Source organism: Kordiimonas lacus, assembly GCF_001550055.1.
GTDB lineage: Bacteria > Pseudomonadota > Alphaproteobacteria > Sphingomonadales > Kordiimonadaceae > Kordiimonas > Kordiimonas lacus.
In genome coordinates, this window is sequence record NZ_LRUA01000007.1 from 318946 (window position 1) to 339291 (window position 20346).

General features: G+C 60.8%; 17 protein-coding genes. 11 read left to right on the forward strand and 6 right to left on the reverse strand.

Annotated elements, in window-relative coordinates; genetic code table 11:
• The first annotated feature begins 106 nt into the window (after positions 1–106).
• Positions 107–1609 (forward strand): LytR/AlgR family response regulator transcription factor, encoded by a 1503-nt coding sequence (locus tag KORLAC_RS14465; protein ID WP_068307643.1) that lies wholly within the window; start codon positions 107–109, stop codon positions 1607–1609.
• Positions 1610–1737: 128 nt separating this feature from the next.
• Positions 1738–2880 (forward strand): FG-GAP repeat domain-containing protein, encoded by a 1143-nt coding sequence (locus KORLAC_RS14470; RefSeq protein WP_068307645.1) that lies wholly within the window; start codon positions 1738–1740, stop codon positions 2878–2880.
• A gap of 105 nt (positions 2881–2985) precedes the next feature.
• Here the strand turns inward: KORLAC_RS14470 and KORLAC_RS14475 are convergent, their stop codons facing one another.
• Together KORLAC_RS14475 and KORLAC_RS14480 are read right to left on the reverse strand one after the other, a co-directional pair.
• A complete protein-coding gene (locus tag KORLAC_RS14475) occupies positions 2986–5103 on the reverse strand; it encodes a M3 family metallopeptidase (protein ID WP_068307647.1) in 2118 nt (705 codons plus the stop codon).
• A gap of 159 nt (positions 5104–5262) precedes the next feature.
• Entirely contained in the window at positions 5263–5865 is a 603-nt protein-coding gene (locus KORLAC_RS14480; protein ID WP_068307649.1) for a TetR/AcrR family transcriptional regulator, read from the reverse strand.
• 93 nt (positions 5866–5958) lie between these two features.
• On the opposite strand from KORLAC_RS14480, the gene KORLAC_RS14485 reads away from it, so the two are divergent.
• From KORLAC_RS14485 to KORLAC_RS14520, 8 genes are read left to right on the forward strand one after another with little or no spacing between them, the layout of a single operon-like run.
• On the forward strand, positions 5959–6840 hold the full coding sequence (locus KORLAC_RS14485; protein WP_068307653.1) for an SDR family oxidoreductase: 882 nt from the start codon (positions 5959–5961) through the stop codon (positions 6838–6840).
• Positions 6840–8447 carry an acyl-CoA carboxylase subunit beta gene (locus tag KORLAC_RS14490; RefSeq protein WP_068307656.1) on the forward strand — a complete coding sequence of 536 codons (1608 nt, stop codon included), beginning with the start codon at positions 6840–6842 and terminating at the stop codon, positions 8445–8447. Before KORLAC_RS14485 ends, KORLAC_RS14490 begins: the two co-directional genes overlap by 1 nt.
• A 12-nt stretch (positions 8448–8459) precedes the next feature.
• Positions 8460–9608, forward strand: a complete 1149-nt coding sequence (locus KORLAC_RS14495; protein WP_068307658.1) for an acyl-CoA dehydrogenase family protein — start codon at positions 8460–8462, stop codon at positions 9606–9608.
• The gene (locus tag KORLAC_RS14500) at positions 9601–10386 is read left to right on the forward strand and encodes an enoyl-CoA hydratase/isomerase family protein (protein WP_068307660.1); all 786 of its coding nucleotides are present in this window, start codon (positions 9601–9603) and stop codon (positions 10384–10386) included. Before KORLAC_RS14495 ends, KORLAC_RS14500 begins: the two co-directional genes overlap by 8 nt.
• On the forward strand, positions 10383–12335 hold the full coding sequence (locus KORLAC_RS14505; protein WP_068307662.1) for an acetyl/propionyl/methylcrotonyl-CoA carboxylase subunit alpha: 1953 nt from the start codon (positions 10383–10385) through the stop codon (positions 12333–12335). The genes KORLAC_RS14500 and KORLAC_RS14505 overlap by 4 nt, the downstream gene beginning before the upstream one ends.
• Positions 12332–13207 carry a beta-keto acid cleavage family enzyme gene (locus KORLAC_RS14510; RefSeq protein WP_068307664.1) on the forward strand — a complete coding sequence of 292 codons (876 nt, stop codon included), beginning with the start codon at positions 12332–12334 and terminating at the stop codon, positions 13205–13207. The genes KORLAC_RS14505 and KORLAC_RS14510 overlap by 4 nt, the downstream gene beginning before the upstream one ends.
• Positions 13204–14379: an acyl-CoA dehydrogenase family protein gene (locus KORLAC_RS14515; RefSeq protein ID WP_068307666.1), complete on the forward strand. Its 1176-nt coding sequence runs from the start codon at positions 13204–13206 to the stop codon at positions 14377–14379. The genes KORLAC_RS14510 and KORLAC_RS14515 overlap by 4 nt, the downstream gene beginning before the upstream one ends.
• A gap of 28 nt (positions 14380–14407) precedes the next feature.
• Positions 14408–16090, forward strand: coding sequence for an AMP-dependent synthetase/ligase (locus KORLAC_RS14520; protein ID WP_068307668.1), 1683 nt, complete (start codon positions 14408–14410; stop codon positions 16088–16090).
• 97 nt (positions 16091–16187) lie between these two features.
• Here KORLAC_RS14520 and KORLAC_RS14525 read toward each other — a convergent pair whose 3' ends face one another.
• From KORLAC_RS14525 to ctlX, 4 genes are all read right to left on the reverse strand, one after another.
• Positions 16188–16853, reverse strand: a complete 666-nt coding sequence (locus KORLAC_RS14525; protein ID WP_068307670.1) for an alternative oxidase — start codon at positions 16851–16853, stop codon at positions 16188–16190.
• Positions 16854–16994: 141 nt separating this feature from the next.
• Positions 16995–17510 carry a hypothetical protein gene (locus KORLAC_RS14530; RefSeq protein WP_068307674.1) on the reverse strand — a complete coding sequence of 172 codons (516 nt, stop codon included), beginning with the start codon at positions 17508–17510 and terminating at the stop codon, positions 16995–16997.
• 8 nt (positions 17511–17518) lie between these two features.
• Positions 17519–18574, reverse strand: a complete 1056-nt coding sequence (locus KORLAC_RS14535) for an SMP-30/gluconolactonase/LRE family protein (protein WP_068307675.1) — start codon at positions 18572–18574, stop codon at positions 17519–17521.
• 80 nt (positions 18575–18654) lie between these two features.
• The gene (ctlX, locus tag KORLAC_RS14540; RefSeq protein ID WP_068307679.1) at positions 18655–19578 is read right to left on the reverse strand and encodes a citrulline utilization hydrolase CtlX; all 924 of its coding nucleotides are present in this window, start codon (positions 19576–19578) and stop codon (positions 18655–18657) included.
• 171 nt (positions 19579–19749) lie between these two features.
• Between ctlX and KORLAC_RS14545 the strand changes: the two genes are divergently transcribed.
• Entirely contained in the window at positions 19750–20244 is a 495-nt protein-coding gene (locus KORLAC_RS14545; RefSeq protein WP_068307680.1) for an Lrp/AsnC family transcriptional regulator, read from the forward strand.
• Positions 20245–20346: the final 102 nt, after the last annotated feature.

Sequence of the window (20346 nt, forward strand, 5' to 3'; positions counted from 1 at the left end):
TATTTATCTATGGCTTTTATGCCTATATTTCAGTCTCTTATCTGCGAGCGGTCGCTTCGCATCTGCAAACGGTGGCGCATTCGGGACGGGGTGATAAAGTGCTGTCATGAAACGTGCCTTGCAAATACTGTTGTGGCTGATCGCCGTCACCCTGCCTGAAAGCGCGGGGGCCCAGCCCATGGTAACGGCAGACTTCACCAGCTTCGAAGCATGCGAAGCCGTGCCGCCGGGGCCCGGCGTTGAGGCCGGGCTTGCAGACTGCCGCCCGATTTCCGCTGGCGCAATAGACCCGCAGGGACGCCTTTTGTGGGTGAAAGCAACTGTCACGGTACCGGATGAGCTGCTGCTGTCCGGCGCGCCGCTTGGGCTCTATATTTCCGGCAAGGCCGCCAGCGAGGTCTATTTCAACGGACTGCTTCTGGGCCGGAACGGTATACCGGGCGACAGCAAAAGCACAGAAACACCGGGCCGGATGGATGCGGTGATGCACCTGCCCGACCAGATGGTGCTCAAGGGGCCCAATTCCCTGATTTTCAAAATGTCCGGCCATCATGCGATTATTGACCTGGTGCACCCGATGCACATGATTGCCGTCGGCCCCTACGCCGACCCGCGCGACCGATTCATGGACCGCTATCTGCCTGCCCTGCTGCCGCTGGGTATACTGCTTGTCGGCGCGGTCTATTTCGGGCTAGCCGCAATCCGCCAGAAAGCCCGTTGGCAAAGTTATCTGGTGCCACTTGTCGCCCTGTTCGCCGCCGGACAACTGATGGCGGAGGTATCCCGCGGGGTGTTTGCTTATAGCTACCCATTTCAGGACATCCGCCTGATGCTGGTGCTGGGTTTCGCTGCCGCCAGTGGTGCCTGCCTGCTCTTGCATGTGATCGACCGTTTTGTCGGCGAGCGCCGCATCACGGTGGCAATCGGTTCATTCCTACTGACCGGGCTGATCGCATCGTCCATCCCGGGGTTTGATGGCATGTCGGCGGCGGCCATCCTCACACCCGCCATTATCGGCTTCATCCTGGCCGTGCCCGCGGCCTTCAGGAAAGAACCCAATGCTCTGGGCTACGCTATCGCACTGTGGCTTTTCTGCCTTGTGCTCTATGTTGCGCCTTTCTGGGTGATGGATACCTATCTTTACTATGTGGTAGCGGCGCTTCTGCTGTTCCTGTTTGTCGGCGAAATCCAGGCGCTAACTGAAGCCAGGAAAAGGCAACAACAGGAACAGGCCCGGGCCGACCGCCTGGCGCTGGCACTTGAAGAAGCACAGCAAAAACAGGCGCCCGGCAGCCTTTCTGTCACCAGCGCAGGCGTTGTGGAAAAAATTCCGCACGACAAGCTGGTTTACTGCAAGGGCGCGCGGGACTATGTAGAGCTGATCACAGACGGCCTGGGCCAGAAGCTGCATAGTGCCAGCCTCACGGACCTTGAAGGCGAACTGCCCGCCACCTTCCTGCGGGTGCACCGGTCCTATATCGTCAACACGGCCTATATTGACCGGCTGGAACGAGAGCCATCCGGCACCGGCATGCTGCACCTGACAACCGGAGACCATGTTCCTGTCAGCCGCCGCATCATGCCTACTGTCAGGAAAGCGCTGGGGTAGCCCGCTTTCGGGAACGGACGGGGCCTCAATTATAGGCATGCCCTCAGGTTCATGCTTTCAATATGCCGACCACAGCAATAGGCTGTACTCCATGCAACCCTGACTTCAACAATGATGGATCTGAACCCGTGAGAAAACGTCACATTATTCTGGTCGCACTTTTGGCGGCACCATCCTTCGGCACAGCCGGAAGCGCGGAAGAACCTGCATATCCCGCGCCTTCGCAGGTTTCCATCCAGGAGATAGACGCAGGCGACGGAGACAAAGCCTTCCTGCCGGGTGACTTCAACAATGACGGCAATATCGATCTCATCATCGCGGAGGAACAACATGGCCGCGTCATTCTCTACACAAACGACGGCACGGGGGCATTAACGCGCACGGCAGAGTATCAGGCGGGCAAGCACCCCTCATGGCTAGCCCCGCTCGACTTCGACAGCGACGGCGCTACCGACTTGGCAATCGCAAACCATGAAGCAACAATAGTGAGCTTGCTGCGGGGCGACAGCGACACGTTTTTTGACCGCGGCGGGCCTATACAGCTTCCTATAGAAACCAGCCCCCACTCCCATATGATCGCGGCTGCAGATTTGAACGCTGACGGCCTGCCTGACCTTATCCTCGACAGCAGAGACCAGGCTGGGGTCTATGTATTACGGGGCAACGCACAGGGTGGCTTTGAGACACCGGGAATAGCGGTTGACGCAGGCGGCGGCCCCTATCACGGCTTTGTGGTTGGAGACATCAATAATGACGGCAAGCCGGACATCATTACCCCAAACCAGAATGACCTTGGCCTCCTGCTGAACCGCTCGGGCGCGGACATTGCCTTCGCGCAAACGGGCACGATCCCGATGCCATCGCCATTCGCGGTACATGCGGCAGACATGAACGGCGACAATAATATTGACCTTGTGGCTGCAAGCCTGCGCGAGACACCTGGCATTGTTGTCTTTGAAGGCGACGGAACCGGCAATTTCAGGCGCATGACATCTGTGCCCATGGCAGCAGGCGCAAGAATAATTGCGACGGGCGACGTCAATAACGATGGCCTGGGGGATGCCGTCATCACCGGCTGGAACGCAAGCATCACCCTTTTGATGGGTCACGCGGCTCAGCCCTATCCGGTCCAATTGCCAACCGGCGGCATCATGAACCCCTGGGGTGCCGCCATGGCGGATTTCAACGGTGATGGCCGCGACGAGGTGATTGTTGGCGATGCGTCCAGCGGCCGCGTGCATATCTATTCGGTCGATTTGCCGCGAGACTAATCAAAGCCCACCAACCCTCAAGCACGCCAACAGTTCGTAAATATCTCTCAAAAGAAAAGCCCCGGCGGATACCGGGGCTTTCGTATTTCTGATTGCACTTGAAGCCTAGTCGGTCAGGCCACGCGCCTCAAGGATGGCGTCCAGCTCATAGGGGCGGCCCTTGAACTCCTCGAACATCTCCATCGGGTCGCGCGCGCCCCGTGGCTCCAGGATCGAATGGCGCAGCCGTGCTGCCACTTCCTGGTTGAAGATGCCTTCTTCCGCGAAGGTGGCATAGGCATCCGCGGACAGCACTTCGGACCACAGATAGGTATAATAACCCGCCGCGTATGCCGCGCCGCCAAAGGCATGGTTGAAATAGGTCGTGCGGTAGCGCACCACGATCTCGTCCAAGAGGCCGATTTCGTCCAGAAGCTCTTTCTCGAACGCGGCCACATCCACATCGTCACCGATGCTACGGGTGTGCCACGCCATGTCCATGAGTGCGGCCGATACATACTCAACCGTCGCAAAGCCCTGGTTGAACTTGGATGCCGCCTGCAGGCGCTTGATCATGCTCTCCGGAATCACCTCACCGGTTTTATAGTGTTTGGCGTAAATCCGCAGCACATCCGGCTCCCACGCCCAGCCTTCGAAAATCTGGGAAGGGAACTCGACAAAGTCCCAGGCCATGCTGTTCATGCGGTCGTAGGTCACATCAGACATCAGCGTGTGCATGGCGTGGCCGAACTCGTGGAACAGCGTGCCCACATTATCTGCACTCAGGAGCGCCGGCACATCGCCAGAGCCTTTCGGGAAGCTCATCACATTGACGACGATTGGGGTTTCCACACCGTCCACCTTCTTCTGCGAGCGGAAGCTGTTGTTCCAGGCGCCGCCGCGCTTGGACGCGCGGGCGTGATGGTCGGTCAGGTAGAGGCCCAGATAGGTGCCGTCTTTCTCATACACTTCGAACGTGCGCACGTCCGGGTGATAGGTGTCGATGTCGGTGCGTTCCTTGAAGGTCAGCCCCCACAGCTTGTTTGCCGTGTGGAAGGCGCCCTGGAGCACATTATCCAGCACGAAATAGGGCTTCAGTGTCTGCTCATCCAGATCATAGCGGGCTTTGCGGACCTTCTCTGCATAGTGCCACCAGTCCCACGCCGCCAGTTCGAAATCGCCGCCTTCCGCGTCAACCATTTCCTGCAGCGCCGCGCGCTCTTCCTTGGCGCGTTCAAGCGCCGGTTCCCAGATGCGGTTCAAAAGCTCGAACGCCCGATCAGGATGGCCCATCATGCGGTCCGCCATCTGATATTCGGCGTGGTTCTTGTAACCCAGCAGTTTGGCCCGCTTTTCGCGCGCCTGCAGGATCTGTTTCACAATCTCAGTATTGTCGAATTCGCTACCCTTTTCGCCGCGCGCCATATAGCCCTTATGCAGCTTCTCCCGGAGGTCCCGGCGGGTGGAAAACGTCATGAAAGGCGTGAAGCTTGAGCGCGTGGCGGTGAACATCCACTTGCCTGGCTGGCCGCGGTCTTCCGCTGTGGACGCAGCAGCCGCGATCACGAAGTCAGGCAGGCCGGCGAGGTCGGCTTCGTCTTCAACGACCATCTCGAAGGCGTTGGTGGCACCCAGAACGTTGCGGCCGAACTTGGTGGTCAGGCCCGAGATTTCCTCATTCAGCTTGGCCAGTTCGGCTTTCGCAGCTTCATCCAGGTTTGCGCCTGCGCCGGTGAAATCCAGGTGCGTGCGCCACAGCATGCGCGCCTGCTCCGCGTTCAGGCCCAGGCTGTCGCGCTTCTGGTAGAGCGCGTCCACACGCTCAAACAGCTTCTTGTTGAAAAGCGTCTCGTTTGTGTGGCGGCTGAACATGCCGGAAACCGTGGCCTGGATTTCCTGCATCTCCGGATTGGTGTGCGACCCGGTCAGGTTATAGAACACGCCAGCAACTTTGTTCAAAAGCTTGCCCGCCTTGTCGAGCGCGGCGATGGTATTCTCGAACGTTGGCGCGTCCGGGTTGTTCGCGATCGCGTCAATGTCGGCGCGGCTTTCAGCGAAGGCACGTTCGAACGCAGGCATATAGTGCGCGTTCTCGATTTCGCTGAAGGGTGCCAGGCCGTGCGGCGTGGTCCATTCCTTGAAGAATGGGTTGGTGGCTTCCTCAGCCGTCGCGGACAGCGTGCCAAGCGGCAAAGCCATCCCCATCAGCGCCGCTGCAAGCGCGGCTTTCTTGAATTTTTTCATGGTAACCCCTTAGGTCTTCTCTGTGGTTTATTGTCCGGCCCTCCCCTTGTCGGGCCATCTTCTTTTTCTAGGCGCACAGTTATAGACGGCGAATTCGCAAACGCACAAGGAATGCGGCGAATTGCGGTGGGATTGCGACGGGTGGATTAGAAGAAAGGTTTACCGGGACAGGAAAGTGGCCAGCACTTCGTCGGCCAGCGCCTTCAGTGTCATCTTGCCGTCGGTCTGGTACCAGTTCCTTGTCCAGGCCAGCGACCCTCGGATCAACTGCCGCGTCACCCGCAGGTCGCCCTTCAGAAGGCCCTTGGCCGCGCAACCCTCAAGGGCGGCGTCCCAGCAGGCTTCATAGCTGTTGTCGCGGATCGCCAGCACAGCTTCCTTGTAGGTATCATCCAGGCTGCGCCATTCGTCCACCAGCACGTAAGCCGCGTGGCCGGTTTCCCGGTGAATGCTGTTGAGCTCATTCAGGATCAGGGCGCGCAGCTGTCGGGCAGGGTCGGTAATGCCTTCAACCGCCTTTTCCGCACTTTCACCCATGGTGCGAGTCGTCAGCGCCATGGCGGTATAAAGGATTTCCTGCTTCGATTTGAAATGGTGGAACAGGCTGCCAGACAGGATGCCCGCGCGCGCCGCAATGTCCCTGACGGTTGTGCGCTCGAAGCCTTTTTCATAAAACAGATCAATGGCTTCCTTCAAGATTCGCTCCTTCGCAGGGCTGATCTCAAGCACATCAGGCGCATCCATTTTCACCGTGTTCGTCATGATCTGACGCTACTCCATCCAACTTCACTTGACAACCAAGCGCTTGCTTGTTTTTAATTAATGAAAGAAATTAAATCAAGTGGAAGGGCGTCCATGACTGGGGAGGCAGGTTACAATTCCGTTTTCAAGGACGGACTGTTTAAAGGCAGGCGCATCATCGTCACCGGTGGCGGCAGCGGCATCGGGCGCTGCACCGCGCATGAGCTGGCGGCGTTGGGCGCCGAGGTGATCATCACCGGCCGGACGCAGGCGCGGCTTGATGGCGTGCAGGCTGAAATCACCGAGGACGGCGGCACATGCACCACAAGCGCCTTCGATATCCGCGAGGAAGAGGCGGTCAAGGCCGCCATCGCAGGCATCCTGAAGGACGGCCCGGTGCATGGTCTGGTCAATAATGCGGGCGGGCAATATCCCTCCCCCCTCGAGGCCATCTCCACCAAAGGATTTGAAACCGTATTACGCACCAACGTGGTCGGCGCCTTCAACATGACGCGCGAACTGGTGACGCAGTCCATGAACAAAACCGGCGGCGCAGTTGTGAACATCACCGCCGACTTCCATAACGGCATGCCCACCATGGGGCACTCGGGCGCGGCACGCGCGGCGTGCGACAATTTCACCAAAACCGCAGCGGTCGAATGGGGCCGGTTCGGGGTGCGGGTCAACTCCGTGGCCCCAGGCTGGGTGGCGTCCTCCGGGTTCGACAGTTATGACGATCCAGGCGTCAAGGCCATGCTGCCTCAACTCAAAAATCTCGTGCCCTTGGGGCGCATCGCTACAGAAGCCGAGATCGCCTCGGCAATCGTGTTCCTCCTGTCGGACGGCGCGGCCTTCATCTCCGGCGCCACGCTCCGGGTGGACGGCGCCGCCAGTCTCTTCAGCCCGCTGTTCCCGCCACAGGGGGCCAAATACAGCGAAAGCTACCAGGGCTTCCACCGCTATGTGCCGCCATCAGCGCTGCGGGGGGACGACTGATGCCCGCTCTGACAAGCCAGATCGACCCGGCATCCGATAGCTTCAAGGCGAACGCAAGCGCCATGCAGTCGGCGCTGGATGAGATTACAGCAATTGAAGGCCTGAAAGCCGCCGCGCAGGAAAAGGCGCGCGCGCTGTTCGAGAAGCGCGGCAAGCTGTTGCCAAAGGAACGGCTTGCGCTGCTCCTTGACCCAGGCGCCCCGTTCCTCGAACTCTCTGCGCTCGCGGGCTACAAGATGTATGACGACCGGGACGGCTCCGGCGCGGGCGGGTCCATCGCCGGGATCGGCTATGTCTCAGGCAAGCGCTGCATGGTGATTGTCTCGAACAGCGCGGTCAAGGGCGGTACGGTCACGCCCGCCGGGCTAAACAAATCCCTGCGCCTTCAGAATATCGCCATGGAAAACAAGCTGCCAATTGTGGGCTTGATGGAAGGCGGCGGCGCGAACCTCCAACACGTATCCGACATGTTTGTTGAAGGCGCCCGCAGCTTCGCGAACCAAGCGCGCTTGTCCGCGGCCGGTATCCCGCAGATCACCGTGGTCCACGGCAGCAGCACGGCGGGCGGCGCCTACCAGCCTGGCTTGTCCGACTATGTCGTGATGGTGCGCGGACGCTCGAAGGTGTTCCTCGCCGGGCCGCCGCTCCTAAAGGCTGCCACTGGTGAGATCGCGGTAGACGAAGAACTGGGCGGCGCGGAACTGCACGCGCAGGTCATGGGCACGGCAGAATATCTGGCGGAAGATGACGCCGACGGTATTCGTTACGCCCGCGAAATAATGCAGCGCCTGCCCTGGAAAGAACCGGACACGCGGCAGGATGACTATCCAGCGCCGCTCTATCCAGCGGATGACCTGATCGGTGTGGTGCCCGCGGACGCCAAGACGCCCTATGACGTGCGCGAGGTGATTGCGCGCCTCGCCGACGGCTCGGACTTTCTTGATTTCAAGAATGAGTATGACAGCCAGACGGTCTGCGGCCACGCGTCTGTCGCGGGCCAGACCATCGGCATCATCGGCAACAACGGCCCCATCACGCCCATCGGCGCCACCAAGGCGGCCCAGTTCGTCCAGCTGTGTGATCAGGCGGGTATCCCGATCCTGTTTCTCCATAACACCACTGGCTTCATGGTGGGCAAGGACGCAGAAGCGGGCGGCGTGGTCAAACATGGCTCCAAGCTTATTCAGGCGGTCACCAACGCCCGCGTGCCGCGCATCTCGGTCCATATCGGCGGCAGCTACGGCGCTGGTAACTATGCCATGTGCGGCCGCGGCGTCGACCCCCGCTTTGTCTTTTCCTGGCCCAATGCCCGAACCGCTGTGATGGGCGGCGCGCAGGCAGGCATGGTGCTGAGGATCGTGGGCACAGAGAAAGCCAAGCGCATGGGCGAAACACCGGATGAAGATATGCTGGCCGCCATGGAAAAGGCCACCGCCGACCAGATGGATGCCTGTTCCACTGCGCTATACGGCACCGCACGGCTGTGGGACGACGGCATCATAGACCCGCGCGATACGCGCAACCTGCTTATTTACCTGCTGGATATCTGCCGGGACGCGGACAGCCGCGAAACGCGACAGAACACATTCGGCGTTGCACGCTTTTAGGGGAAACAAGACATGCTTTTTACCGATCAACATAATGAACTGCGCCGCACCGTCGCCCGCTTCGTGGCGGAGGAAATCAACCCCCATGTCGACGAATGGGAAGCGGCAGGCATTTTCCCGGCCCATGAGCTGTTCAAGAAAATGGGCGATCTTGGCCTTCTGGGCATCTCCAAACCCGAAGAATATGGCGGGCTTGGCCTCGATTACAGCTACGAGATGGTTCTCGCCGAAGAGCTGGGCGGCATTGACTGCGGCGGCGTGCCCATGGGCATCAGCGTGCAGACCAACATGGCCACCCCTGCCCTCGCCCGCTTCGGGTCTGATGAGCTGCGCGAAGAGTTCCTCGCCCCGGCCATCGCAGGTGACATGGTCTGTTCGATCGCGGTCTCCGAACCCCACGCGGGGTCTGACGTGGCGGCGATCAAGACCAACGCGGTGAAGGACGGCGATGACTATGTCATCAACGGCACCAAAATGTGGATCACCAATTCGACCCAGGCAGATTTCCTGTGTCTGCTCGCGAACACCGGTGACGCGCCGTCGCACAAGAACAAGTCGCTGATTGTGGTGCCCACCAATACCCCCGGCATCAGCTTTTCGGAAAAGCTCAATAAGCTGGGGATGCGGTCATCCGACACTGCGCAGATTTTCCTTGATGATGTGCGGGTGCCACAGCGAAACCTGATCGGCCGCGAAGGCGACGGTTTCCGGATGCAGATGATGCAGTTCCAGGAAGAGCGCCTGTGCGCCGCCATGCTCGGGCCCAAAGGCATGTCCGACACCATCCGCCGCACGATTGACTATACCCGCGAACGCCAGATTTTTGGCGGTAGCGTGCTGGATAACCAGGTGGTGCAGTACCGGCTGGCGGAACTGCAGACGGAAGTCGAGGCCCTGCGCGCCTTGGTGTGGCACGCAACCGAACAGTATATCAACGGCACGGACGTGACCATGCTGGCCAGCATGGCAAAACTGAAGGCCGGGCGACTGGCCCGCGAAGTGTCGGACGCCTGCCTCCAATATTGGGGCGGCATGGGCTTCATGTGGGACAATCCGGTGTCCCGCAGCTACCGCGACAGCCGCCTCTCGTCCATTGGCGGCGGGTCGGACGAAACCATGCTGCGCATCCTCACCAAACTGATGGGCATGAGTAATGGTTGATCCGGTCCTGATCACACAGGCGGGCGGCGTGATGTATGTCACGCTGAACCGGCCCGAGGTCAAGAATGCCATGAACTTTGCCATGGTCGACGCGCTGATGGCAGCGTTTGAGGCGGCAGAGACGGACGACAGTGTGCGCGTGATGGTCATGCGCGGCGCGAACGGCGTTTTCTGCGCGGGCGGCGACCTGAAGGATTTCAGCGCGGGCGGCAAGAACGCAGACGACATCGCCATCGGCAACCGCCGGTTCGGCACGCTCATGGAACGTGCCCAGCGCTTCCCGAAACTGCTTGTCACTTTCGTGCGCGGCGCGGCCATGGGTGGCGGCTTCGGGCTGGTGTGCGTGTCTGACATCGCGATTGCGGAAGACAGCTGCCGCTTCGGCATGCCTGAAGTGACGCTGGGGCTGATCCCGGCCCAGATCGCGCCCTTTGTGCGTGCCCGCATTGGCCTGACTGAGACCCGCAAGCTGGCGCTTACTGGCGAGATCATCACTGGCAAGAAAGCGAAGAAGCTTGGGCTTGTGCACCATAGCGAGCCAACGGTTGAGGCCATGGACCACCGGCTTCTGAAGCTGCTGGAACAGGCCCGCAAGGCCGCGCCGGGCGCGGTGGCGGCCACCAAGAAATTGCTGATGGACATGGGCGAAACCGTTACGCCAGACACGCTGGATGACGCCGCCAAACAGTTTGCCATTTCACTCCGGCATGAAGGGGCTGAAGGCACCCGCGCGTTCGTTGAAAAGCGTCCACCTTCCTGGGTGGAGGGTGACGCATGATCAAGCGCCTTCTGATTGCCAACCGGGGTGAGATCGCCTGCCGGATCATCCGCGCGGCCAAAGCCATGGGCGTTGAGACCGTCGCCGTCTATTCAGACGCCGACGCGCAGGCCCAGCATGTGAAGCTGGCGGACCGTGCCGTCCCTATCGGCCCGGCACCCGCCAAGGATAGTTACCTGAACGTGGGCGTCATCGTCGCCGCTGCCAAAGAGGCCGAGGCGGACGCCATCCACCCCGGTTATGGGTTCCTGTCTGAAAACGCAGAGTTCGCCAAAGCGGTCACAGACGCCGGCATCATCTTTGTGGGGCCATCCGCGGACGTGATCGCCCAGATGGGCGACAAGCGCACCGCACGCGGCATCGCGGAAAAGGCCGGTGTACCTGTGGTGCCAGGCTATGACGGTGATGATACAGACACAGCCGCGCTTGCAGCAGAGGCCAAACGCATCGGCACCCCGCTGATGATCAAGGCCACCGCCGGCGGCGGCGGGCGTGGTCTCAGGCGCGTGGATGACCTCAAAGGCTTCACCGAAGCGCTCGAAAGTGCCCGACGCGAAGCGGGCTCAGCCTTCGGCGACAGCGGCATCCTCTTGGAACGCATGATCACGGACGCCCGGCACGTGGAAGTGCAGCTACTGGGCGACACGCATGGCAATGTCGTGCACCTGTTTGAGCGCGACTGCTCATCCCAGCGCCGCCACCAGAAGGTGCTTGAGGAAGCCCCTTGCGCCACGATCTCAGACGCGACCCGCGCGGGTCTCACGGACGCGGCGGTAGGTCTCGCCAAAGCCGTGAGCTACACGGGTGCAGGCACCGTCGAGTTTTTGGTGGACGCGGACGGCGCTTTCTATTTCCTTGAAATGAATACCCGCTTGCAGGTGGAGCACCCTGTGACCGAGCTGGTGACCGGCATTGATCTGGTGGCCGAGCAACTACGCGTGGCATCAGGCGCGCCGCTCAGTGTGGCGCAGGACGATATCACCCTCACCGGCCACGCCATTGAGGCGCGGCTCTATGCCGAAGACCCGGCCCAGAGCTTCATGCCGCAAACCGGTACGCTCGGCGTGTTTGACATCCCCGTTGGGGAAGGTTGCAGGCTGGATAGCGGCGTGGTGGCGGGCGACATGGTCAGCCCCTACTATGACCCCATGCTGGCCAAGCTGATCGCTTACGGCAAAACCCGGGAAGAAGCACGCGCCCGGCTTGCCACCATGCTGGACGGCAGCCGCATAGCGGGCATGGCCACCAACAAGGCGTGGCTGGCGTATCTCCTCAAGGACGAGCCCTTCCGGTTGACGACCATGCGCACCCATACGCTGGATCACGCCACGCCCTTCATCCCACTGTCTGCCGAAAATCAGGCGCTGGCGCTCGCGCTGGTGCTTCAGGCGGGCGCGCTCAAGAACGCACCCATGCCCGCGCTTGCCGGCTGGCGGACACACACGGGCGGCTATACGAGGCGGATATTCGACGTGGACGGCACGCGCGTGCCAGTCGAAGTATCCGAGACACCCACACCAACGGGTTGGGACATCACGGCCACGGTGGGCCACAAGAGCCGCACCACGCATTTTGACGGCGAAAGCTTCCGCTATCAGGGCGAAAAACTGCGCGTCTCCCACACACAGATGGGCGATGAGCACGCAGCAGATCTTGGCCGCTGGCATTTCAAGGCCCGTGATGTGACCCACGCACCAGCCGAGAAAAGCATGGCGGGCGGCACCGGGCGCCTGACCGCGCCCATGGATGGCCAGATCGTTGCGGTGCCCGTTGAAAAAGGCGCGCTCGTAAAAGCCGGCGACCTGATCTGCGTGATCGAAGCCATGAAAATGGAACACCACATTAGGGCCGACATGGACGGCACAATCGAAGACCTTTCCGCAAGCATCGGCGCCCAGGTGAAAAGCCGCGCGCCTCTTGCCACCATCACATCGGGGGAAACCGCATGACCGACAAAGCCATCCTGACCTGCGCGCTGACGGGCGTGCTGACAGACCCGACACAGCATAATGTGCCCGTGACGCCCGAACAGATGGCGGCGGAGGCCAAAGCCGCCTATGACCAAGGCGCCACCATCATGCACTGCCACTACCGCCAGCAGGAGGAAGGCAAAGGCCACCTCCCAAGCTGGGACGGTGCGCTGGCGCTTGAGATCAATGACGCCATCCGCGCCGCCTGCCCTGGCGTGGTGATCAACATGACCACCGGCGTTGTCGGCCGCGACCAGACGGAGGTGCTTGAGTATCTGGCTACTTGCAAGCCAGAGATGGCCGCGATGAACGCGGGCACGCTGAATTACCTCAAGACGCGCCGGGACGGTAGCTGGGCCTGGCCCCCAATGACCTTCCAGAACCCGGTGGACAAGGTAGCCGAGATGCTCGATTGCATGCGCACCCACGACATTGTGCCCGAATTCGAGTGTTTCGACATCGGCATCCTACGCTCCGTCGGCCTCTATATCGAAAACGGCATGGTCGACCATGCGGACGTGAATTTCGTCATGGGCGTGGCGTCCGGCATGCCGTGCGACGCCGACCTGCTGCCCTTACTCGTGAAATACCGGCCCGAGGGCAGCCCTTGGCAAGCGACACTCATCGGCCGCGCCAACGTCTGGCCCGTTCACCAGCGCGTGGCGGACCTGGGCGGCAATTTGCGCACCGGGCTTGAGGACTGTTTCTATCTGCCAAATGGCGACAAGGCGCGCTCGAACGGTGAGATGATCGAGGCACTAGCCGCCTGCGCGAGAAACGCCGGACGTGAGATCACAAGCCCGGAGGAAACCCGCGCGCACCTTGCCACGCAAGGCTGGAGGCAAGCATGATCCCGAACCTGCAAAGCTTTGGTTTCAGCGCTGACCAACAGGCGCTTTTTGACACCGCCTACAAGTATGGCGAAAAGGAACTGTGGCCGCTCTTGCCGAAAATGGACGACGAGGACTGGTTCCCGGCCGACGCCTACAAGGCCATGGCGGACACCGGCTTCCTGGGCACCACGGTGCCGGAAAGCTATGGCGGCGCGGAGCTGGATTTCATCAGCCAGGCGTTGCTGGCGGAAGCTTTCAGCTATTGGAACCATTGCCTTTCGGCCAGTTGGGGCGCGAGCGAAAACCTGTGCATCAACAATATCGTCCGGAACGCGAACGACGCCCAGAAGGCCAAATATCTACCGCGCTTTACCAAAGGCGCCATCGGCGCGCTGGGCCTGACAGAGCCCGGCGCGGGGTCTGACGCGCTTGGGTCCATGGCCACGACGGCGCGCAAGGACGGCGACCATTATGTGCTGAATGGTCGCAAGATGTTCATCACCAACGGGCCGGTGGCAGATATCCTGCTGGTATACGCCAAGACCAATCCGGAGGCAGGCCCGCACGGCATCTCGGCCTTCATTGTCGAGAAGGAGTTCCCGGGGTTTGAGGTTGCCCAGAAGCTCGATAAAATGGGCTGGCGCGGCAGCCCCACAGGCGAACTAGTGTTCAACGACTGCCGCGTGCCCGCCGAAAATCTGGTGGGCGGGGAAAACCAGGGCGTCGCCGTGGTGATGAGCGGCCTGAATATCGAACGCGCCTTCCTGTGCGCGTCCTCCATCGGCGTGGCGCAGCGGGCGCTTGATCTGGCCGTCGATTACGCCAAAGAACGCGCCCAGTTTGGACGCCCCATCGCCCAGTTCCAACTGGTGCAGGGCATATTGGCCGACATGTATACCGATGTGGAGACAATGCGGGCGACAAGCTATCAGCTGCTGAAGGAAGTCAACGACCTTGAACGCGGCGGCGGCGGACGCGGGCCGGTGCATATGCGCACAGCCATGGCGGCGCTGCATACGGGACGCGCCATGATGCGGGTGCTCGATAATGCGGTGCAGATCCACGGCGGCATGGGCTTCATGCGCGAGACGGAAGTGAACCGGCTCTACCGGTCAGGCAAGGTGATCGAGATCGGCGCGGGCACCAACCAGATCCGGCAGACCATCATCGCGCAGGAACTGCTGAAGTAACAACAACAGGCAATCGGGGGATACAGCCATGTGGGAAGGCAACAGTGTGGAGACGAAGCGTAAAACGGTCATGGAAGACCTGGCCTTCTGGGCCGGTAAAAAGCCGGACACGCCTTTCCTGGTGGACCTGAAAGACGGCCGTGAGACACCGTTCACATGGCGCGAAACCGCACAAACAGTTGACCGCGCCGCGCGTGCCATCCACGCCCATTTCGGCGAGCGCGATCATAAGGCGGCGATCCTGTCAAAGAACCGCGCGCACTGGATATTGGCGGATCTGGCGATCCTGAAGTCCGGCAGCGTAGCCGTGCCGGTGTTCACCACCATGCGGCCAGAGACCTTCCACTATGTGCTGGATTTCGCCGATGTGGAGCTGTTGTTCCTGGGCGAAAGTGCCAACTGGGCCGAGGTGAAAGCCCATGTGCCGGAAGGCATCACCATCGTCACCCTGCCCGGCATTGATGCCACAGAAGGCGATATCACCTGGGACGATTTCCTCAAGCAGGGCGACGGTCAGCCGGCGCCCACGGGCCACGCCGTTGAGGATATCGCGACGCTGATTTTCACCAGTGGCACCACCGGCAAGCCCAAGGGCGTAATGCATTCGCTGGGCAGCATTGGCCGCGCCACCAAAACACTGGTGGAACAGACGGAATCCGGCCCCGGCTGGCACTTCATTTCCTACCTGCCGCTGGCGCATCTGGCCGAACGGCTGATCATTGAGCTGCATGCCCTAAGTGTTGGCGGCACGATCTTTTTCAACGAAAGCCTTGAGACATTCGGGCTGGACCTGCGCATCGCCAGGCCCAACTATTTCTTCGGCGTGCCGCGCATCTGGGACAAGCTCTCATCCGCCGTGATCGCAGGCACCGATGGCGGTGCGGACGCCCTCAAGGCCGCGCTCACCGGCCCGCACGCCAGCATGGCCGCCGCTGCAGTGCGCGACAAGCTGGGACTCGCGAGCGTGGAGAAGCTGGTATCCACCACCGCCCCCGTGCCGCCACACATCAAGGAATGGTTTGACCTGTTTGGCCTGCCGCTGATGGACGGCTACGGCCAAACGGAAATCCTGCCGCTGGCCACCACGCCGGCGGGCAGCAACAAGCCCCACACCGTGGGCAAGCCCGCGCCAGGCGTTGAGGTGCGCATCACGGAAGAAGGCGAGCTGATCGCCCGCGGCCCCGGCTGCAGCCTGGGCTACTATAAAATGCCGGAAAAGACGGCGGAGACCTTCCGCGACGGCTGGGTCCATACCGGCGACCGGGCGGAGCTGGATGAAGACGGCTTCGTGATCCTCAAAGGCCGGGTGAAGGAAACCTTCAAGACGGCCAAGGGTAAATATGTCGCGCCCATGCCCATCGAGGCCAAGTTCCTTGAGAGCGACTATCTGGACCAGGCCTGCCTGGTGGGCCACGGCCTGCCGCAAACGGTGATCCTGCTGGTGGTGGCGGAAACGGCCACACATGTGCCCGCGCCGGAGATTGAAGCCCATGTGCGTGAGCGGGTGGCAGAGATCAACGCGACCCTTGAGCGCCACGCGCAGGTGGGCGCCGTGCTGATGGCGCCAGAACCCTGGACCATCGAGAACGGCATCCTGACCCACACCATGAAAGTGCGGCGTGACCGCGTGCTGGAACGCTTCGGGCCGGAGATCGACAAAGCCGCACAGTCCATGGGGAACGGCGCGGTCCTGACAGTCGAATTTCTGTAGTAGGGAATTTCTGGATGCTGAAACAAGTTCAGCATGACGATATAACCAAACTCCAACCGTCACCCTGAACTTGGTTCAGGGTCCATGAACACCGCCATCAAGCCTTCAGGCTGGAACCCTTGGGCGTCTCGCCCGCTGCCAACTGGTCGGCGAACAAATGGTTCCGGTCCCGGTGACCGGCCTCGTCATTGCGCACGGCAATCACCAAGTCGCGGAGCGTGGCACCGGCACCCAGGCCCCAATAATCGATGGCGATCTGCGGCGCGGGCACATTCTCGTGCCGCCCGGCATCAATCTCATTCAGGTAAGCTGTGTAGCTGGTCACCGCTTCTTCCTCGAAATAACCCACAACCCGGTGCGCGGTCTTGGGCGCCAACAGGTAAAGGAAGAAATAGAGGTTATAGAAAATCGCCTGCGTGATCATGATCACCGCGCGTTCGAAGAAGGTGGGCTGCGCCACATGGATGAAGGTCATCAGGTGCATGCGCTCATTGTCTGCTTCTTCCAGCAGTTCCTTCACCCAGCCCGCGTCGTCACGGATCTGCCGGAGCGCCTTCAGGTGCTGCAACAGCCCACCGACCATACCGGGCACGGCCGCGACGGTCTCAAGCACCACCGCCCGGTGGCCATAGCGTTTGGCAAAGAAGGTATCGGCAAAGAAGCGCAACAGCTTCACAAAGCCGAACGCGATACGGTCCGACGCGCCCTTGGGCACATGGTGGGGGTTCTGATAGCCATGATATGGCTTCGTCGTGGTTTGCATCTCATCTCTCCCATACTCTACGGTCACCGGGCGGCGGCGTGTTCCAAGCGTCGTGCCCGTGAGATGAAATATAAGAGAGATCAGACCGCATTACCCTGCGACAAGCCGCCCCTGCGACAGTTTGGCAGGACCAAGCGGCCATTATTCTGTCGCGCGAGGTTCAATTTCCAATCTCAGGATATCGTTTCCGTGGTGATAAATCCTCGCGTGGGCTCCTTCACGGATTGGTCCACCCTCTTCGTGTCTTTGACGGATTCCATAAAATGATGAATCTACGGGATAGATAAAAGAGAGGGTGCCGATGGAAAACACGTCCTTTGGTCGGCCCTTAACCATTGTCGTGTGCATTTCCACAATCTGGCCTTCGGTTACAGTATAGTCTTTAGACAGATACCAAGCCTCGAGCTTGCTGTATTGACCGAAAGCCACCATCAACGCGACACCTGAGCCCAAAAGCCCACCAATCATCCAACACATCGAAAGGAAACCCCGTAAACCGGCCCGATCCGGCGCGCCCCACGTAGTGAAACGCCAAACCTGAGGATACCGCCTAACCACATAGCCGAGGATGAAAACAGCCACCCCCACAAATGCATACTCCCAGCCCTGCACCCCGGTTTCCACAAGGTCATAGGCCACAATCAGGTTCCTATCCATTGCCCCTCCTAAAGGCTGCAATCGAGGATGAAGGGTTCGAACACGCTGCCGATCAGCATGCGGCGTTCATAGGGGGCGGCGACAGAGGAGCCGGACAGAGGGTTACCGTCACTCAGGTACACTTCCTGAACATCAAAGCCGCCGTCCGCGAGCGTTACACGCAAAACCTGGCTGGGCGAGCGGTTACTGGCGTCCTTGGCGTGGGAGACGAACTTGAGCGTCTGGGGGTGCGCGCCAACCCACAGGTTGCCGTCCGTGTCCCACTCCAGGTTATCAAGCGCGGTGCCCAGATTGTCTTCCGCCATCTGGTCAAGGTCCATCGGCGTCGTGCCCGGTTTGAATTTGAGGAGGCGCCTGCCCGTGGTTTCCGCCACATACAGGTGCACGCCGTCCCACTGGATGCCGTTCGGATACACCAGGCCGCCCTCGACCCTGCGCATGCCGTTTGCGTCACCGTATGCAATACCGCCGCGCGACAGTCGAAGGTAGCTTTCCAGGCTGCGCCCCAGCTTTGTTTCGCTGCCCTTGTCGATGGAGGCATAGAAGGTATCAGGCCCCGTGGCCACCACGTCATTGAGGCTGTAGGGGCCATCTGTTTTGACTGTACGGATATGATTGAGGCGCGCGGGGCCGATTTCGAAAATCTCGACCTGGCTCAAGGGCATACCGCCCGCGTCCGGGCTGTTGGGGTGGTTGATCACCATCAGCCGGTCGGGGCCCGTCGCGTCCAGCCACAGGGCGATACCGTGCGGGTGGAACTGGCCTTCGAAATCGTGCGGCATCGGCAGCGGGGTCGCGAGGCTGCCGGGGCGGTAAAGATAAATCTCGCCGTCCGCCGCGCCGGTTGCGGCCCAGGCCCGCCGGTCGTGGGAGGAGAGGTAGGCAAAGCCGGAATCCGGATCGATGGTGATGTCCTCGACGCCCACAACGCCGGGGACCGCATCGCAGGTTCCGTGATAGTGCGGCTTGATCTCGCGGAAGGTGCCCGCGTCCATCAGCGTGTCCATCACAAAGCCGACCACTGCGGCCGCAACCAATCCGCTACCAATCAGGGTTTTCTTCATCACCAGTCATTCTCCCCATCCGTTCCGGTGGGTAGCACAACCGATTTCAGCGCTGATTGCAAAGGGAAATTCCGCCCCGCTTAGCCCTTCGGCTTCAGGTGAATGCCAGCTAGCATGCAGCGCGCGCTGCCGCCAGCCTTCTCGATCGTCGGCACATGGAGCGGCAGAAGCGGCATCTCGGCCTCAATGAGGGCGATCTGCTCCGCCGTCAGGCTGGCGTGCGCAGTGTCAGACAGCACGAGCAGGAGGCCCTTGTCCGTGCGCACCTCAAGCGCGTTGCCGGCAAACTGCGCGATCTGGTCTGCGCTCAGGTCAATCAACGTGCGGCCCGACGCCTTCAAGCGGTCTTCGATTTCCTGCCGCTTGTCCGCCCCCACGATGGTCGACAGGCCCACCAGCGCCAGCCTGGTGCCGACATTCATCATCACATTGGTGTGGTAGATGGCGTTACCGTCCGGTCCGCGGGTTTCAAACATCACCGGGTCATAGCCGAAATCGCCGCAGAAGCGCGTCACCAGCGTCTCGTCCGCCCGGTGCGAAAGGGATACATAGGCCGTCATGTTCGCGTGGTCGAGCACCATGGCGCCCGTGCCCTCAAGATATTTTTCGGCATATTCGAACGACGAATAGTCAATCACGCCCGAAACGTCATAAGTCTCGCGCAGGAAATCGATGATGTCATCGCGGCGCTCCGCCCGGCGAGACGGCGCATACATGGGGTAGAGCACCACGCGCCCGTCCGGGTGGGTGGAAAACCAGTTGTTGGGGAACACGCTGTCGGGGGTCTCGGTCCCCTCGTCCTCAAACAGGTGAACGGTCACCCCCGCGCCCCTCAGGGCCTCCACCGCGGCCTGCACCTCGTCGAACGCGCGTTTCTCGGTGCGTTCGCGGTTGCCACCTTCTTCCTGGAAGGCATTGTCCGCCGCGGTTTCCTCATTGGGGTAAAAGTGGTGGGGCTGCACCATCACCACTGCGTGGGGTGCCTGCCTGCTTGTCTGCTTCATGATCCCTTGTCCCTCGGGCTTATGTTCGTGAGCCTATTTGAGCATAAAAAACGCCGAAAGAATGGCGGAATATTATTCGGTGACCGCATCTTGTGCGGCGAAAGGGGGCAAGTTCCGACAAAAAATTGGGCCCGCGCGTGCTACATATAAAGCATGGGGAAGGGACGTGGGATGACAACAGAAGCCTTCAAGATAGACAAGATCAACCGCCGCATCCTTGAGGTGCTGCAGCTGGACGCGCGCATTTCCAATATCGCGCTGGCGGACGCGGTGCATCTGTCCCCCAGTGCCTGCCTTGAGCGCGTCAAGAAGCTGGAACAGCAGGGCTTCATCACCCGCTATCTGGGCGAAATTGCCGTCACGAAAATCGCACCGCTTCTGGAGAGCTATGCCGAGGTGACGCTGTCGAACCACCGACCTGAGGACTTCAAGCAGTTCCACGCAGCGGTGAAGGCGGAGAAGGCCATTGTCCAGTGCCATAAGGTTAGCGGGCGGTATGATTATCTGATCCGTATCGCGGTCAGGGACATGGCGGCGCTGAGCCGCCTTACGGACCGGCTTCTGGGTGCCGGGATCGGCATCGCCAAGTTCACCACCGTGCCGATTATCGAGAACCCGAAACCCTTTGGCGGCTATCCGCTGGAAGAACTTCTGGACGGCGCCTGACGGCCACCGAACAAAATTCGGCCAAGCTCAAGGATTCAGGAGAATTCGAAAGCCGAACCGGCATCTTCGCCACCAAATTCGGCCGCGCCCAGACCATAGTGA

Coding starts and splice junctions, on each gene's coding strand:
- KORLAC_RS14505 (WP_068307662.1), top strand. CDS start 10,383: ATGATCAAGCGCCTTCTGATTGCCAACCGGGGTGAGATCGCCTGCCGG.
- KORLAC_RS14525 (WP_068307670.1), bottom strand. CDS start 16,853: ATGCAAACCACGACGAAGCCATATCATGGCTATCAGAACCCCCACCAT.
- KORLAC_RS14480 (WP_068307649.1), bottom strand. CDS start 5,865: ATGACGAACACGGTGAAAATGGATGCGCCTGATGTGCTTGAGATCAGC.
- KORLAC_RS14520 (WP_068307668.1), top strand. CDS start 14,408: ATGTGGGAAGGCAACAGTGTGGAGACGAAGCGTAAAACGGTCATGGAA.
- KORLAC_RS14490 (WP_068307656.1), top strand. CDS start 6,840: ATGCCCGCTCTGACAAGCCAGATCGACCCGGCATCCGATAGCTTCAAG.
- KORLAC_RS14500 (WP_068307660.1), top strand. CDS start 9,601: ATGGTTGATCCGGTCCTGATCACACAGGCGGGCGGCGTGATGTATGTC.
- KORLAC_RS14545 (WP_068307680.1), top strand. CDS start 19,750: ATGACAACAGAAGCCTTCAAGATAGACAAGATCAACCGCCGCATCCTT.
- KORLAC_RS14475 (WP_068307647.1), bottom strand. CDS start 5,103: ATGAAAAAATTCAAGAAAGCCGCGCTTGCAGCGGCGCTGATGGGGATG.
- KORLAC_RS14495 (WP_068307658.1), top strand. CDS start 8,460: ATGCTTTTTACCGATCAACATAATGAACTGCGCCGCACCGTCGCCCGC.
- KORLAC_RS14535 (WP_068307675.1), bottom strand. CDS start 18,574: ATGAAGAAAACCCTGATTGGTAGCGGATTGGTTGCGGCCGCAGTGGTC.
- ctlX (WP_068307679.1), bottom strand. CDS start 19,578: ATGAAGCAGACAAGCAGGCAGGCACCCCACGCAGTGGTGATGGTGCAG.
- KORLAC_RS14510 (WP_068307664.1), top strand. CDS start 12,332: ATGACCGACAAAGCCATCCTGACCTGCGCGCTGACGGGCGTGCTGACA.
- KORLAC_RS14485 (WP_068307653.1), top strand. CDS start 5,959: ATGACTGGGGAGGCAGGTTACAATTCCGTTTTCAAGGACGGACTGTTT.
- KORLAC_RS14515 (WP_068307666.1), top strand. CDS start 13,204: ATGATCCCGAACCTGCAAAGCTTTGGTTTCAGCGCTGACCAACAGGCG.
- KORLAC_RS14530 (WP_068307674.1), bottom strand. CDS start 17,510: ATGGATAGGAACCTGATTGTGGCCTATGACCTTGTGGAAACCGGGGTG.
- KORLAC_RS14465 (WP_068307643.1), top strand. CDS start 107: ATGAAACGTGCCTTGCAAATACTGTTGTGGCTGATCGCCGTCACCCTG.